General features: G+C 31.6%; 14 protein-coding genes. 8 read left to right on the top strand and 6 right to left on the bottom strand.

Annotated features, from left to right (window positions below):
• Window positions 1-72: 72 nt before the first annotated feature.
• The 5 genes from hemE to hemA all read right to left on the bottom strand — a co-directional run bounded on the left by hemE (window position 73) and on the right by hemA (window position 6,391).
• Window positions 73-1,098, bottom strand: coding sequence for a uroporphyrinogen decarboxylase (gene hemE / locus IU405_RS02405; RefSeq protein WP_197437017.1), 1,026 nt, complete (start codon window positions 1,096-1,098; stop codon window positions 73-75).
• A gap of 37 nt (window positions 1,099-1,135) precedes the next feature.
• Complete coding sequence (gene hemL / locus IU405_RS02400; RefSeq protein WP_197437016.1) at window positions 1,136-2,443, bottom strand: glutamate-1-semialdehyde 2,1-aminomutase; 1,308 nt, start codon at window positions 2,441-2,443, stop codon at window positions 1,136-1,138.
• Window positions 2,444-2,507: 64 nt separating this feature from the next.
• Window positions 2,508-3,470, bottom strand: coding sequence for a porphobilinogen synthase (gene hemB, locus IU405_RS02395; protein ID WP_197437015.1), 963 nt, complete (start codon window positions 3,468-3,470; stop codon window positions 2,508-2,510).
• 84 nt (window positions 3,471-3,554) lie between these two features.
• Window positions 3,555-5,144, bottom strand: a complete 1,590-nt coding sequence (gene hemC / locus IU405_RS02390; protein ID WP_197437014.1) for a hydroxymethylbilane synthase — start codon at window positions 5,142-5,144, stop codon at window positions 3,555-3,557.
• A gap of 11 nt (window positions 5,145-5,155) precedes the next feature.
• Window positions 5,156-6,391, bottom strand: coding sequence for a glutamyl-tRNA reductase (hemA, locus tag IU405_RS02385; protein ID WP_197437013.1), 1,236 nt, complete (start codon window positions 6,389-6,391; stop codon window positions 5,156-5,158).
• Window positions 6,392-6,596: 205 nt separating this feature from the next.
• On the opposite strand from hemA, the gene IU405_RS02380 reads away from it, so the two are divergent.
• The 6 genes from IU405_RS02380 to IU405_RS02355 all read left to right on the top strand — a co-directional run bounded on the left by IU405_RS02380 (window position 6,597) and on the right by IU405_RS02355 (window position 11,063).
• A complete protein-coding gene (locus tag IU405_RS02380; RefSeq protein ID WP_197437012.1) occupies window positions 6,597-7,475 on the top strand; it encodes a helix-turn-helix transcriptional regulator in 879 nt (292 codons plus the stop codon).
• A gap of 44 nt (window positions 7,476-7,519) precedes the next feature.
• Window positions 7,520-8,227: an endonuclease/exonuclease/phosphatase family protein gene (locus IU405_RS02375; RefSeq protein WP_197437011.1), complete on the top strand. Its 708-nt coding sequence runs from the start codon at window positions 7,520-7,522 to the stop codon at window positions 8,225-8,227.
• Window positions 8,228-8,245: 18 nt separating this feature from the next.
• Window positions 8,246-8,749 (top strand): TrmH family RNA methyltransferase, encoded by a 504-nt coding sequence (locus IU405_RS02370; protein ID WP_197437010.1) that lies wholly within the window; start codon window positions 8,246-8,248, stop codon window positions 8,747-8,749.
• 133 nt (window positions 8,750-8,882) lie between these two features.
• Window positions 8,883-9,899 carry a ferrochelatase gene (gene hemH, locus IU405_RS02365; protein WP_197437009.1) on the top strand — a complete coding sequence of 339 codons (1,017 nt, stop codon included), beginning with the start codon at window positions 8,883-8,885 and terminating at the stop codon, window positions 9,897-9,899.
• Window positions 9,900-10,000: 101 nt separating this feature from the next.
• Entirely contained in the window at window positions 10,001-10,582 is a 582-nt protein-coding gene (locus IU405_RS02360; RefSeq protein WP_197437008.1) for a CopD family protein, read from the top strand.
• Between the two features lie 73 nt (window positions 10,583-10,655).
• On the top strand, window positions 10,656-11,063 hold the full coding sequence (locus IU405_RS02355; protein WP_197437007.1) for a hypothetical protein: 408 nt from the start codon (window positions 10,656-10,658) through the stop codon (window positions 11,061-11,063).
• Here the strand turns inward: IU405_RS02355 and recR are convergent.
• Window positions 11,060-11,677 (bottom strand): recombination mediator RecR, encoded by a 618-nt coding sequence (recR, locus tag IU405_RS02350; protein ID WP_197437006.1) that lies wholly within the window; start codon window positions 11,675-11,677, stop codon window positions 11,060-11,062. The genes IU405_RS02355 and recR overlap by 4 nt on opposite strands.
• A 210-nt stretch (window positions 11,678-11,887) precedes the next feature.
• Here recR and IU405_RS02345 point away from each other — a divergent pair, with 210 nt between their 5' ends.
• Both IU405_RS02345 and IU405_RS02340 read left to right on the top strand, forming a co-directional pair.
• Window positions 11,888-13,330 carry a sodium:solute symporter gene (locus IU405_RS02345; protein WP_197437005.1) on the top strand — a complete coding sequence of 481 codons (1,443 nt, stop codon included), beginning with the start codon at window positions 11,888-11,890 and terminating at the stop codon, window positions 13,328-13,330.
• A 644-nt stretch (window positions 13,331-13,974) separates the two neighbouring features.
• On the top strand, window positions 13,975-15,656 hold a 1,682-nt coding region (locus tag IU405_RS02340), incomplete at its 3' end, for a hypothetical protein (protein ID WP_197437004.1).

Raw genomic sequence — 15,656 nt, 5'->3', positions numbered from 1 at the left:
GAAATGACATCCTTTTTGCTTTTTCGCAAAAAGATATAATGGAAAGCGCGACCTTTAGGGAACGCCCAAAAATTACTGACGATATTCTTTAACAGCATCTACAAAAACTTTCGCATTTTCGAGAGGAATATTTGGCAAAATTCCATGTCCTAAATTCACCACATATCTATCTTTTCCGAATTCATTAATCATTTGATGCACCATTTTTCTGATTTCTGAAGGTGGAGATAACAATCTTGCAGGATCAAAATTTCCTTGTAAGGTAATATTTCCTCCTGATAAATAACGTGCATTTCTTGCAGAACACGTCCAATCAACGCCCAAAGCTGAAGCTCCAGACCTAGCCATGGTGTGCAATGCAAACCAACAGCCTTTTCCGAAAGCGATTACTGGAGTTGAATCTTTCAACGCATCAATAATTTGCTGAATGTATTGCCAAGAAAACGTTTCATAATCTGTTGGCGATAACATGCCTCCCCAAGAATCAAAAATTTGTACAGCATCAACACCAGCTGCCACTTTTGCTTTTAGATACGCAATGGTTGTATCTGTAATTTTTTGCAATAATGAATGCGCCACAACTGGATTTGTAAAACAAAGTTCTTTTGCTTTGTCAAAAGTTTTAGAGCCTTGACCTTGAACACAATAACACAAAATTGTCCAAGGAGAACCCGCAAAACCAATCAACGGAATTTCGTTGTTGAGTTTCTCTTTTGTCATTTTTATGGCTTCCATCACATATCCCAATTCTTGATGAACATCAGGAATCACAACACTGTCTAAGTCCTTTTGATTTCGAATTGGATTGGGTAAATAAGGACCAAAATTGGATTTCATCTCCACTTCAATATTCATTGCTTGCGGAACTACCAAAATATCAGAAAACAAAATGGCTGCATCCATTCCAAATCTACGAATGGGCTGAACAGTAATTTCTGATGCCAATTCTGGAGTTTGACAACGTGTAAAAAAATCATATTTTGCTTTGATTTCCTGAAATTCAGGCAAATATCTTCCTGCTTGACGCATCATCCAAACTGGAGGTCTTTGCACAGTTTCGCCTTTTAAGGCTTTTAGAAATAGGTCGTTTTTTATCATAATCTGGCTGTTGGCTTTTAGCTATTGAACTTAAAGCTTATAAATTAGTATTTGATTTCATTTCCGAAACTGCAAACATTGCCTTATCAACTGCTTTTGCAAATATCTTTATATCTTTTTCTGAAATTGCTGAAGATAAAAACCATGCTTCAAATTGTGATGGAGGTAAAAAGACGCCGTTTTTTATCATTTCCCAAAAGAAAACTGCAAACTTTTTGGTGTCTGAAGTTTGTGCTTCTTTGAAATTAGTGACTTTGATATTTGTAAAAAATGGATTCATCATGGAACCAAAACGATTTACAACCAAATCAACATGATATTTTTTGGCAGTTTCTAATAAAATTACTTCTAAAATTGCGCCAATTTCCTCAAACTTTTGATACGGATTTTGTTTTTTCAATTCGGTCAAAGTTGAAATTCCTCCTGCCATTGCAATTGGATTCCCACTCAACGTTCCTGCTTGATACATACCACCTAAAGGGGCCACTTTTTCCATAATTTCATTTCTTGCTCCGTAAGCACCTACAGGAAATCCACCTCCAATTACTTTTCCCAAGCAAGTGATATCTGCTTCAACACCCAATAATTCTTGAGCTCCACCAAATTTAGAACGAAAACCAGTCATCACTTCATCCGCAATTAACAAAGCTCCTTTAGATTCTAAAAATGCTTTTAACTCTTTCAAAAAATTATCTTGAGGAATGGCAACACCCATATTTCCACAGATAGGTTCAATGATGACTGCTGCTATATTATCGTCATTTTCAAAGTGTTTTTTGACACTTTCTAAATTATTATATTCTGAAATCAAGGTATTTTTTACAGCTCCTTCTGGCACACCCAAACTTCCTGGCAAACTCAATGTTGCCAAACCTGAACCTGCTGCCACCAATAATGCATCTTGATGACCATGATAACATCCAGCAAATTTGATGATTTTATCTTTTCCAGTAAACGCTCTCGCCAAGCGAATTCCACTAATGACAGCTTCAGTTCCAGAATTTACGAAACGAACTTTGTCCATTCCTGGAAAAGCATCACAAACAATTTTTGCTAAAATAATTTCATTTTCTGTTGATGCACCAAATGAATAACCATTTTTCAGCGCTTTGTGAACCGCTTTTTGCACTTTTTTATGACGATGACCCAAAACCATTGGTCCATAAGAAAGCACCAAATCTAGGTATTCATTGTCATCAACATCAATGATTTTAGAACCTTTTGCTTTCTTGATAAACAGCGGATTTCCGCCTACAGAAGCAAAGGCTCTTACAGGAGAATTTACAGCGCCAACAAGGTTTATCAATCCTTGTTCGTATAATTTTTGTGATTTTTTGAAGTTCATTTTTTTAGCTTTTGACATTTAGCTTTTTGCCATTAGCCAAATGCTAATAGCTAATTGTTACATGTTATTTATTCAATATTCTTGCTGCCTCTTTAGCAAAATACGTAATGATAATATCAGCTCCTGCTCTTTTCATTGAAAGCAAACTTTCCATCATTACTTTTTCACCATCAATCCAACCTTTTTCGGCAGCTGCTTTGATCATGGCATATTCACCACTTACATTATAACACGCAATAGGTCTGTCAAAATTGTTTTTCAAATCGCGAATAATATCTAAATAAGACAATGCTGGTTTTACCATCAAAATATCAGCTCCTTCTTCATCATCAAAAGTGGCTTTTCGCAAACCTTCTTCTCTATTTGCAGGATCCATTTGATAGGTTTTTCGGTCTCCAAAAGTAGGCGCAGAATCTGCTGCATCTCTAAAAGGACCGTAAAAAGCAGAGGCATATTTTACTGAATATGCCATAATTGGCAAATCAGAAAAACCTGAATTATCCAAAGATTGACGCACCATTTCAATGGTTCCATCCATCATTCCTGAAGGTGCCACCATGTCAACACCCGCTTTTGCATGCGAAATTACTTGCTTGGCAATATTTACCAAAGTGGCATCATTATCAACATCATTTTCGTGGATAATTCCACAATGACCATGTGAAGTGTATTCGCAAAAACAAACGTCTGTAATTACATATAAATCAGGATAATTTTGCTTGATGAAACGAATCGATTTTTGCATAATTCCGTTTTCGTTCCAAGTTTCTGTTCCTTCATTGTCTTTGTTTGACGGAATTCCGAAAAGCAACACTGCAGGAATTTTTAAGGCAACAACTTCGTCTAATTCTTTTGAAATTCTATCCAAAGAAAAACGTTTGATGCCTGACATTGAAGCGATTTCTGTTTCAATATTGTGACCTTCTTCAATAAAAAGTGGATATATAAAATCGTCCACAGACAAACTGGTTTCTTTGACCAATCTTCTAATGGCTGCCGTTTTTCTGAGTCTTCTGGTTCTGAACATTATAAGTAGTTTAAAAGTTTAAATGTTTTATAGTTTAAAAGTTAAAACTTATAAATAATATTAAATTTTTGATTGACGAATTATTTAAGACTGTTTAAAATGGTTTTTTACCAATTCTAAAACATCTTCAACACTGGGTAAATTTGAAATTACAACATTTTTAAAATACTTTTTTGCAACATCAGCAGTTGATTCTCCAATACAAAAAGCAGTTCTGTTCGTGTCATTTTTTTTCAAATAACTTTCAATTCCTGATGGACTAAAAAATAAAACTCCCTCAACAGCATCATCAATTTTCACTGGACTAAGCATGGTTTTGTATGCTTCAACTTCATTCATTTCAATGTTTTTAGCATGCAAATACGCAGGTAAAATTTCCATACGAATATCGCTACAAAAATAAGTAATCTCCTTATTTTTCAGGTTTTCTGACAAATATTCAGCCAATTGTTTTGCATTTTTAGCTGTAAAAGTTACTTTTCCAATTGAATTTTCAATCAAGTTTTTTGTGCGTCTTCCAACACAAAAAATATTTTTGAACTTTATTTCGTTTCTTGTGAATGAATTCAAAATCGATTCAACACCATTCTGACTTGTAATTACCACATTTTCAATCTCCTCCTTCATTACTTTTGGCGGAATTCTATTGAAACGAATTTTGATAAAATCGCTATCCAACACTTCAATCGTTCTTGGCAACAATTTCTTTTGAGATTCAGATAATTTTTTTGTTGAATAAATAGTATGCTTAACCACAGAACCATTTTCATCTTCCAACATCAATTCTTTACCTCCTTTATTGATGATAAAATCTGCACAATCTTTCGCCAAATATCGATGACGTCCTAAAGGCGCATTTTTTGCTACAGTAATTTTTTTCGAGCCATCTTTTTTCAACAAAATTCCCTTAAAATTAATCTCTTGCGTTTTTTGTTCAACATAAGCCAAAGCTCCAATGGGTGCAGTGCAACCACCTTCTAATAAATTCAAAAATTCTCGTTCAATACCAACGCAAACCTGAGTTTCATAATCATTTAATTTTTGAGTTGCTTCTACTATTTCAGCATCATTTTCACGACAGGCAACCATAATTGCACCCTGAGCAGGCGCAGGAATCATCCAAGAAAGATTGATTGCGCCAGCAGGTCTTATGCCCAAACGCTCTAAACCAGCAGCCGCAAAAACAGCTCCATCCCAATCATTATTTTCCAATTTTTCAAGGCGAGAATTTACATTTCCACGTAAATCAACCACTTTATGAGTTGGATAACGATTCAGCCATTGCGCTTTTCTTCGCAAACTTCCTGTAGCAATAATGCCATTTGGTTGACCAAAAAATTCTTCAGTGCCTTTTAAAACCAAAATATCATTATAATTTGCTCTTTTCAAAACAGCCGCTTGCACAATCCCTTTTGGCAATACTGTAGGAACATCTTTCATTGAATGCACAGCAATATCAATGGTGTTTTCGAGCAAAGCAAGGTCTAAATTTTTAGTAAAAATCCCAGTGATTCCAAGCTCATATAAAGGTTTATCTAACACAATATCACCTGTAGATTTGATAGAAACTATCTCAGTTTCATATCCTAAAGCTTCTAATTCTTTGCGTACTTTATTTGCTTGCCAAAAAGCCAATTGACTGTCGCGAGTACCTATTTTTATTATTTTTTGCATTAAATTGCTACTTAGGATTGAAATACCTTATGAATTACTTCTAAACTTTGAGAAATAGATATTTCTTCATCTTTCAAATGTTTTACAAACTGTGTTGTAATTTTTTGAATGATTCTTGAAGAAATAATTTCTGCTTGATGTTCGTCAAAATTAGGTATTTTTTTTCTCTGAAAGTTGATTTCGTCGTTTTTAATATTCTCTAAAGAATTTTTTAGCGCAGTAATTGCTGGAGAATATTTTCGATGGTTTTGCCAATCGTTGAATTCTTTTTTATGTGTTTCAATAATTGATTCCGCTAATGGTATTTCTTGTTGACGAATTGCCAACGTTTCATCAGTAATTTTGGAAAGTTCATCTACATTTACCAAAGTAACACCTTTATAATCAATAACATCCAAAGAAACATTTTCAGGCATTGATAAATCTAAAATCAAGATTTCTTTATTTTCAGAAAGATGATTTTTAGTAATTGTAGGTTTTTCAGCTCCTGTTGACACGATCAAAACGTCCGCATTTTCAATTTCTACAGAAAGATTTTCAAAAGCAGCTTTTCTAATTGATTTGTATTCTTTTACAAAATCTGCTGCTTTTTCATCAGTTCTATTGATCAAACAAACAGCGTTGTTATTGGTATATTCTGTTAAATTTTTACAAGTATGAATACCCATTTTTCCCAAACCAAAAACGAGTATTTTTTTGGTTTCATAATCAGGTAAATTTTTGATGATGTATTGAACAGCAGCGTAAGAAACAGAAGTTGTTCCTGAACTTATTTTTGTCAAATTTTTAACGTGTTTACTAGCTTGCAACACGCTATTCATCAAACGTTCAAGGTATGTATTTGTCGTTTTTAGGTTTTTTGCTTGCTTAAATGCTTGTCTTAATTGCCCAACAATTTCATAGTCACCCAAAATTTGACTTTCCAAACCAGTTCCAACTCTATAAAGTTGCGAAATGGCTTCATCATTTTTATAAATGTTTGAATATTTTGCAAATTCTTGAATTGAGCCTTCTGTAAATTCACAAAATAATTCAATTAATTGGCAAGGACGTTCTGCAAAACCTGTAATTTCTGTTCTGTTACAAGTTGACAACACAAAAACACCTTCAAAACCTCTTTCTTTTGCAGTGTTTAATAAAGCTATTTGATTTTCTATTGATAACGAAAATTTACCACGAATAGTGGCATCTGCTTTTTTATAGCTGACACCAATGTTGTAAAAATGAATTTGTTTTTTCTCCTGCATATTTTCTTAAAAACGGGACAAAAGTAAAAACTTCATCTAAGAAAAAGTGTCGCTAAAAGTACTTTTAATAACGTTCGCTGTTTTTTAATAAAATTTTACAATTTAAAACCTTGTAAATACTTATTTTTGCAGAGAAATAAGGATTTTTAATTGAATTTATATAGAATCATTCTAAATAAAATGAATCGAATTAATAAAATTTTATATGTTTAAAAATGTCGGAGAAAGTACCATTGAAGAAGTCAACCTTGAAAACGGGTTTTACGTGCTTCACTTTCAAAATGAAAGCGCTGTAAAACAAACATTTGAAAGAACAATCAACAGCACTTTTATTCAATTGCATTTTTGTTTGAGAGGAAATTCAAAATTTCTTTTTAATAATGGCTCGTATTCTTTTGATGTTTTAGACAATCGCTCTATTTTATTGTACAATCCACAAAGAACGTTGCCTATAAATTTGGAAATTCAACCAAAAACAACGTTGATTTCACTTTTAATTTCGATTGAAAAGTTTCATTCTTTATTTTCAAAAGAATCAGGATATATTTCTTTTTTGAGTAATGAAAATAGTCATAAAAAATATTATGATGACAGTGAAATAAAACCAAATGTGGCTATTGTGTTGCAACAAATCATCAATGCGAATGTCAATAGTTCTATCAGAGAATTGTATATAAAAGGTAAAATTTACGAACTATTGAGTTTGCATTTTCAAAAAGATGAAGCTTCAATTGGAGAATATTGTCCTTTTTTGGTGGATGAACAAAACGTTTTAAAAATTAGAAAAGCGAAAGAAATTATCATTTCAAGAATGGCTGAACCACCTAGTTTACAAGAACTCGCGAACGAAATTGGCTTGAATTTAAAAAAGCTAAAGGAAGGTTTCAAACAAATTTATGGAGATACCGTGTATAGTTTTTTGTTTGATTATAAAATGGAATATGCTCGTAAATTATTAGAAACCAATCAATACAATGTCAATGAAGTGGGAATTCAAGTGGGTTATAGCACTGCAAGTCATTTTATTGCGGCTTTCAGAAAAAAATTTGGAACGACTCCTAAAAAGTATATTATGAGTCTTTAGACTTTTGACTTTAGATTTTGTTCTAAATAAAAAAATTAAAAAAAATGAGAATAGTTTCTTGGAATTGTAATGGTGCTTTTAGAAATAAATTTGAACACATATTACATTTGAATGCAGATATTTACATCATTCAAGAATGTGAAAATCCTGATGAGACCAATCATAAAAGCTATAAAGAATGGGCAGAAAATTTTATTTGGATTGGAGATTCAAAAAATAAAGGGCTTGCTATTTTCACAAGAAAAGAAAACCAAATAAAAAAATTAAATTGGTCAAATGAATTTAAAGACCACACAGTGAAATACTTTTTACCTTGCTCTGTAAATAATGAATTTAATTTACTTGCAGTTTGGACTCATAGAAATAACTCACCTATTTTTGGATATATTGGTCAATTTTGGAAATATTTCCAAGTAAATAAAAGTAAATTTCAAAATATTCTTTTGGCTGGAGACTTCAATAGCAATTCAATTTGGGATGTATGGGACAGATGGTGGAATCATTCTGATATTGTAAAAGACCTAGAAGAATTAGGAATAGAGAGCATTTATCATAAATTTACAGGAGAAAAACAAGGTAATGAGACAATTCCAACACTTTTTTTTCAACGAAAAATTGAAAGACCTTATCATATAGATTATTTTTTCGGAAGCCAATCATTTCAAAAAAAATTAAGAAATATTGAAATTGGTCGTCCAGAAAATTGGCTATCAAAAAGTGATCATATGCCCATCATTTGTGAATTTCATTAAAAACTAAACATCCTAAAATTGAAACAACTCACTCACGAAAATATACAAAATAAGCATCAAAAATTTCCAATTCACATTGTTTGTGATGCTATCAGAACTCCCGAAAACGTTGGAATGTGTTTTCGAGTTGCAGAAAGTTTTGGTGTGGAAAAAATTTATTTGCACGAAAGCTCTCCTTTTGACGAAAATAGAAAAGTAGTTAAGACCGCAAGAAATACATTATTCCAAATTGAATGCGAATTTTATAGTGATTTTGATGAAAAAATAACCCTTTTAAAGCGACTTGGCTTTACAATCATTGGCATAGAAATTACTGATAAAAGCATCAATATTCAAGATTTTAATTTTAAAAATCATGAAAAAATCGCATTAATTTTGGGAAGTGAACGAAATGGAATTTCAAATGTAAGTTTGACAGATTTCACCATTGCAATCCCAATGTATGGAAGAAATTCTAGTATGAATGTGATTCATAGTTTAGCGATTGCATTGTATGAAATTACGAATCAGTTAGGAAATTAGCTATTGGCTTTTAGCTTTTAGCGAAAATTAAAAATAAGATTCTGAAACAAGTTCAGAATGACAAAAACAAGTTCAGAATAACAAGAGGATTTCAACTTTTAAACTTGAAACTTTTAAACTTTTAAACCTTACCATGAAAGGAATATTATTAAACAATTTAGGATCCCCAGATTCCACAGAAATCAAAGATGTTAAAAAATATCTGGATGAGTTTTTAATGGACGAACGTGTCATTGACATTGATTATTGGAAACGCTACATTTTAATCAAAGGAATTATTTTGAATTTTCGTCCAAAAAAATCTGCCAAAGCGTACAAAAAAATTTGGTGGGATGAAGGTTCTCCATTAGTGGTAATTTCAGAAAGATTTACAGAAAAAATCAAACAAAAAATTGACATTCCTGTTGAACTTGCGATGCGTTATGGTTCTATGAGTATGGAAAAAGGCATTAAAAATCTGGTTGATAAAGGCGTTACTGAAATCTTTTTAGTGCCTTTATATCCACATTATGCCATGTCTTCGTATGAAACTGTTGTGGTAAAAGCAGAGGAAATTATTGCTGAAAAATACCCAAATGTCATTTTGGATGTGTTGCCTCCTTTTTATAATAAACCAGATTATATCAAAGCAATGAGTGATAATATTGCCAATCATTTAAAAGGTTTTGACTATGATCATGTGTTGTTTTCGTATCATGGAATTCCTGAAAGGCATATTAAAAAATCCGATCCAACAAAAAGTCATTGTAAATTAGATGGCTCTTGCTGTGAGCGAAATTCAGTGGCACATCATACTTGTTACAGACATCAATGTTTTGAAACTACAAAAGCTATTGCGAAAGAATTAGGATTGAATGAAACCAATCACAGCAATTCTTTTCAATCAAGATTGTTAAAAGATCCTTGGTTAAAACCATATACAGACTTTGAATTGGAAAAATTTCCTGAATTAGGCAAAAAGAAACTAGCAGTTGTAACACCTGCTTTTGTTTCTGATTGTTTAGAAACGTTGGAAGAAATTGCCATGGAAGGAAAAGAGGAATTTTTGGAAGCTGGAGGAACAAATTACAAACATATTCCTTGTATGAATGACAATGATGATTGGGTTGATGTGATGGTTTCTTGGATCAATGATTGGAAAAGTAAGTAGTTTTTAGTTTTGAATTTTTAGTTTTTGGTAGATTACTTAACTTTTAAACTTTGCCTCATTGAAACTTTGAAACTTTGCCACTTTTAAACTAACTTTACCAAATGGATTTTTTATACATAAAAGCATTGCATATCATTTTTGTAATTACTTGGTTTGCAGGATTATTTTATATTGTTCGTTTGTTTATTTATCATGTGGAAGCTGAAAGTAAACCACAACCTGATAAACAAATTTTGCAAACGCAATACAAATTGATGAGCAAAAGATTGTGGTATATCATTACTTGGCCTTCTGCGATTTTGGCAAGTTTTTTTGCTTTTTGGATGTTGTTTACAAATCCATTGTATTATTTTTCAGAACCTTGGATGTTGATAAAACTTTCCTTTGTTTTGGCATTGTTTTTATATCATTTTTCTTGCCAACGAATTTATAGTCAATTGCAAAAAGACATCATAAAACACTCCGCTTTTAAACTCCGAATTTGGAACGAAGTTGCTACGATTATTTTATTTGCAGTGATTTTTTTAATCACATTAAAAGATTCAATCAACTGGATTTGGGGAGTGGTTGGGATTTTTGTTTTCGGAATTGTTTTGATGCTGGGAATAAAATTGTACAAAAAAATTCGCGAGAAAAAATCTTGGGAAAAAGCTGAAAAAGATGTTTTAGAAGGCAATGAATAAAAAAATAGTTCACAATTTGCTGCTATTATATTTTTAGTTAGTTTTGTCAGCAAACTAAAAAACATTATTGAAAATGAAAAAATTTCTTTATTTATTTGTTGCTACTGCTTTCATTTTTTCTTGCAGCACAAATGATGCAGTTCCAGAATCTTCTGATGCTATAACTGGTAATTGGAATTTAGAATCGCAAATAGTTGACAACAATGAAACCATAACAGACTGCACCAAACAAACTACTTTTTCTTTTGAATCTGACCGAATTTTAAGAAGACAATTTTATACTATGCCTAATACTACTTGTGTTGCAGGTAATCAAATAATTTCTTCTTGGTTACATCTTGGAAATACTAAATACCAAATTAACACAAATGGCTCATTTAACGAAATAACGGTTACTTTTTTAGAAAATAACACAAAGTTTAGTATTTCCGAAACCAATAGTAATAATAACGTTACTATTTCTGTTTTTAAGAAAATTTAACCCCTAATACTTTGCTCAAAAGGAATTCTATGCACAATACTCCTTCCTAAAGTAATTTCATCTGCAAATTCCAATTCGTCTCCTACCGAAATTCCTCTAGCAATGGTTGATGTAATAATGGTAAACTTTTCAATTTGTTTATAAATATAAAAATTGGTAGTATCACCTTCCATAGTGGAACTTAGCGCAAAAATCAGCTCTTTTATTTCGCCATTTGAAACCTTTTTTACCAATGAATCAATTTTTAAATTTTGAGGTCCAATTCCTTCAATGGGAGAAATTTTACCTCCCAAAACATGATACAATCCATTGAATTGAGACGTACTTTCTATCGCCATTACATCTCTAATATCCTCAACAACGCAAACAATGTCAGGATTTCGCTTGGGATTATTACAGATAGCACACAAAACTGTATCAGAAATATTATGACATTTTTCGCAGTTTTTTACATCATTTCTCAAATGCAATAATGCTTCTGATAAATACGTTGTATTTTCTTTAGGCTGTTTTAATAAATGCAACACCAAACGCAATGCAGTTCGTTTGCCAATTCCTGGCAATCTTGACATTTCGTTTACCGCATTTTCTAATAATTTTGATGAAAAATCCATAATTGCAAATTTAAGTGAATAAAGAGAAAAGAATCAAGAAAAAAGAATCAAGAAAAAAGAGAAAAGAGAAAAGAAAAAAGTCAAAAGTCGAAATGAGAAGTGAGAAGTGAGAAGTGAAATTAAAATTGATTTTTTTATTTCACTTTTCTATTCTATAAAAAAACTATATTCGTAATTCGTAATTCGTAATTCATCATTCGTAATTTTTAAATGCAACCAATTTATATCATACTCTTAATTTTCGCTTATTTTTCAGTATTGATTTTAATTTCTTATTTCACAGGAAAATCAGCCAATAATTCAACTTTTTTCAAAGCAAATAATGCTTCACCTTGGTATTTAGTGGCTTTTGGAATGATTGGGGCTTCACTTTCGGGTGTAACTTTTATCTCAGTTCCTGGTTGGGTTGAAGCCCAAAGCATGAGTTATATGCAAATGGTTTTGGGTTATATTGTAGGATATGCAGTGATTGGATTGGTGCTGTTACCATTATATTATCGACTCAATTTAACCTCCATTTACACCTATTTACAAGGTCGTTTTGGCGAATATTCCTACAAAACTGGCGCAAGTTTTTTCTTACTTTCCAGAATAATTGGCGCCTCATTTCGTTTATTTTTAGTGGCAAATGTGTTGCAAATCATCTTGTTTGATGCGTATGGAATTCCTTTTTGGGTAACAGTTTGCATCACCATTTTATTGATTTGGATTTATACCTTTAAAGGGGGAATTAAAACCATTGTTTGGACAGATACCTTGCAAACATTGTTCATGTTAATTGCAGTTGGAGTTTGCATTTATACAATTTCTGATGAACTCAATATCTCCAATATTTTTTCTTATGTTTCCGAAAGTGAGTATTCAAAAATTTTCTTTTTTGAAGATATAAAATTAGGAAATTTCTTTTGGAAACAGTTTTTAGCTGGCGCATTTGTTGCGATTGTAATGACAGGTTTGGATCAAGATATGATGCAAAAAAACCTGACATGCAGAAACTTAAAAGATGCTCAAAAAAATATGTTTTGGTTTACGATTGTATTGGTCATTGTGAATTTTTTCTTTTTGGCACTAGGAATTTTATTAACAGATTATGCTCAAAAAAACGGTATTGATGCTCACAAAGACCAACTATTTCCAATGATTGCTACTAATGGAACGTTAGGTTTTTCAATTGCTGTTTTCTTTATTTTAGGATTGATAGCAGCAGCGTATTCAAGTGCTGATTCTGCGCTCACGTCTTTAACAACATCATTTAGCATTGATATTTTACAAATCGATAAAAAGAAAAATGCTACTGAGCAAGAAAAAATACGCAAGCAAATTCATGTATTATTTTCCTTTGTTTTAATAGCTACTATTTTGATTTTCAAATATTTTATTGCAGATGAAAGTGTGATTGCTAAAATCTTCACATTCGCCAACTATACTTATGGACCATTATTGGGATTGTATGCTTTTGGGCTCTTTACAAAGTTTGAAGTGAAAGATAAAATAGTACCAATAATCTGTATTTCATCTCCAATCATCACTTATGTTATAAGTTCAATATTTCTATCATTTTTAAATTTCGATTTTGGATTTGCACTTTTAATAGTTAATGGATTTATAACATTTATTGGATTATTTAGTATTAAAAAAAGCCTTACTTTATGATGATTTTCAGATAAACAAAATGCACGTTCAGAACAATTTAACATTTTCTTTAACATTTATTTTGCTGAGTAATAAATATTCGTAATTTTGTAGTCGACTTTGAATGAAGTGATAAATAAAAATTAAAGTTCTTTAAATTAAAATTAAAATTCATTTTTTAATAAAAATTGTGTCCCCCCAACAAGGAAAGCCTCTATTTATAAGGTTTCTAACGTTGATTCGATTTTAGAAAAAAAAATTATTAAAACAAAATAATATGACAACAACCCCTACAATGTGTCTTATTATCTTGATTTTGGGCGCAATAACAAACCTAAAACTAGGTAATAAAACTCTAGAATCTGCAACTCAAGCAGATATTTTCGGCAAATACCATTTCTTTTTCAGAACAGTTTTGACATATATGTCATTTAAATTAAGTATTTTCTTTCGACTGAAGAATTATTCTTATGTCCTGAACAACAGTTTTGATTTAAAAAATCAAAATAGTTTGTGGTTGTTGATTTCAAAACAAATAAATACATCTAACTCATTTTCAAAATTAACATCATAAAATTATAGATAAGTTTCATCTATAATTTTAATATTTTATATTAAAACAATAACAAAAAATTTATTACTAAGTATCACCCAAAATTCTAAAAATGAAACCAAAATTACACAAAATCGTTTTAACCCTAATTTTGATTGTAATATCACAAACAACTTTAGGTTTCAGTTTTTTTGAAACAGGAAAAAATGAAAAAGCTTCCAAAGAATCTGCTTCTTTTTGGACAAAACATGAGACCAATTGGAAACAAATTGAAAATTTCAATGATGATCCTTTTTGGGAAAAATCAACAACAGAAAAATTAAACAAATCAGCAGCCAATTCACTTGATGAACTTGAGTCTGCTGCTTTTGCTAATGAAACAATTCCTTCAGGTTCATTGGTAATTCCAATGGATAACACATTACAATCTAGTGGAGGTGTTTTCAATTTGAAAGCTTATGGTTTGGCTGTAAGATTATTACACGCAGGTATACCACTAAAATGGGCTATCAAATCTGGAAAAGCAAAAGATGCTATCGATTTTACTGCAAATGCGAAACGTGTTTCACCGAGTTCAGGTTCTACAGCAAGTACCAGCTTTAGATCAGGTCCATTAATTATTGATGCAGCTAATAAAACTGCTGCCTTATCAATTATTTCTTCATTTGGTAATAATGTAAATGTTTATGAATTAACGGCTAATACAACTGTTGACATCAAACACACATTAAACCATAAGCCTAAAGCTGCTGTTTTAAATAATGGTGGCAATGCAAGTATTCATACAGGAGTATATTCAAATGCTGGATTAACAAATAATACTCATTACGCCACTGTAAACTCTGCTTCATCTATCAATGGAAATTCGTGTTATACTTTCGTAAGTGAACCTCACACAAAACCAAAGGACATTAATTCCACATTAGTAAACAATATAAAAACATTTTTAAATAGTGGGGGTAATTTTTTAGGACAGTGTGAAGGAGTTGAAGCGTATTCTAATTCTTCAAACGGTTCTTTATTAGCAACATTTTCAAGCAAACCAGATATAGGAGGAAATATCGTTTATGATAATGCAGACGAACCTTACATTCAAATTCATGGAGCTTTAAATGATGAAGGAGGTTCAGTAGAATCTTTTATATTTACTACAAACCCTGGAAAAAGAGTTGCTTATGATAGTAGTAATGGTGCTAATTATAAAGCTTATGTTGGTAAATTATCAACATCTGGTTCAAGCGTTGGAGGATATGTTCATTATTTAGCTGGTCATAGTTATAGTTATAATAGTACAGAAGTAAATGGTCAAAGAATGTTATTAAACGCATTATTGAGACCTTCAGATAGACCTACCAATTGTAATTTAACAATTTGTACAACTACTGCTTCTAATACTACAAATACTGCTTCAATCACTGAAAATCAAACAAAAACTTTAGTGGGTTCTCCTTCTGGTGGAACTTGGTCTGTTGTTTCTGGTGGTGGAACAATTTCTGGAAATACATATACGCCTGCTAATATTGCTTCTAACACAAGTGTAACTATTAGATATACGATTGCTGCTGCTAGTGGTTGTAATGCTTCTACTGCTAATGTTACTTTTACAGTAACTCCTTGTCCTGTAGCTGTGAATACCACTTCAACTGCTTCAATTACTGAAAATCAAACAAAAACTTTAGTGGGTTCTCCTTCTGGTGGAACTTGGTCTGTTGTTTCTGGTGGTGGAACAATTTCTGGAAATACATATACGCCTGCTAATATTGCTTCTAACACAAGTGTAACTATTAGATATAC

The organism is Polaribacter sp. BAL334 (assembly GCF_015767435.1).
GTDB lineage: Bacteria > Bacteroidota > Bacteroidia > Flavobacteriales > Flavobacteriaceae > Polaribacter.
Note: the sequence above shows the minus strand (reverse complement) of the source record. Positions and strands in the feature narration are given on the sequence as shown.

Coding starts and splice junctions, on each gene's coding strand:
- hemC (WP_197437014.1), bottom strand. CDS start 5,144: ATGCAAAAAATAATAAAAATAGGTACTCGCGACAGTCAATTGGCTTTT.
- hemB (WP_197437015.1), bottom strand. CDS start 3,470: ATGTTCAGAACCAGAAGACTCAGAAAAACGGCAGCCATTAGAAGATTG.
- IU405_RS02355 (WP_197437007.1), top strand. CDS start 10,656: ATGAAAAAATTTCTTTATTTATTTGTTGCTACTGCTTTCATTTTTTCT.
- hemE (WP_197437017.1), bottom strand. CDS start 1,098: ATGATAAAAAACGACCTATTTCTAAAAGCCTTAAAAGGCGAAACTGTG.
- hemH (WP_197437009.1), top strand. CDS start 8,883: ATGAAAGGAATATTATTAAACAATTTAGGATCCCCAGATTCCACAGAA.
- IU405_RS02375 (WP_197437011.1), top strand. CDS start 7,520: ATGAGAATAGTTTCTTGGAATTGTAATGGTGCTTTTAGAAATAAATTT.
- IU405_RS02345 (WP_197437005.1), top strand. CDS start 11,888: ATGCAACCAATTTATATCATACTCTTAATTTTCGCTTATTTTTCAGTA.
- IU405_RS02360 (WP_197437008.1), top strand. CDS start 10,001: ATGGATTTTTTATACATAAAAGCATTGCATATCATTTTTGTAATTACT.
- hemA (WP_197437013.1), bottom strand. CDS start 6,391: ATGCAGGAGAAAAAACAAATTCATTTTTACAACATTGGTGTCAGCTAT.
- IU405_RS02380 (WP_197437012.1), top strand. CDS start 6,597: ATGTTTAAAAATGTCGGAGAAAGTACCATTGAAGAAGTCAACCTTGAA.
- recR (WP_197437006.1), bottom strand. CDS start 11,677: ATGGATTTTTCATCAAAATTATTAGAAAATGCGGTAAACGAAATGTCA.
- hemL (WP_197437016.1), bottom strand. CDS start 2,443: ATGAACTTCAAAAAATCACAAAAATTATACGAACAAGGATTGATAAAC.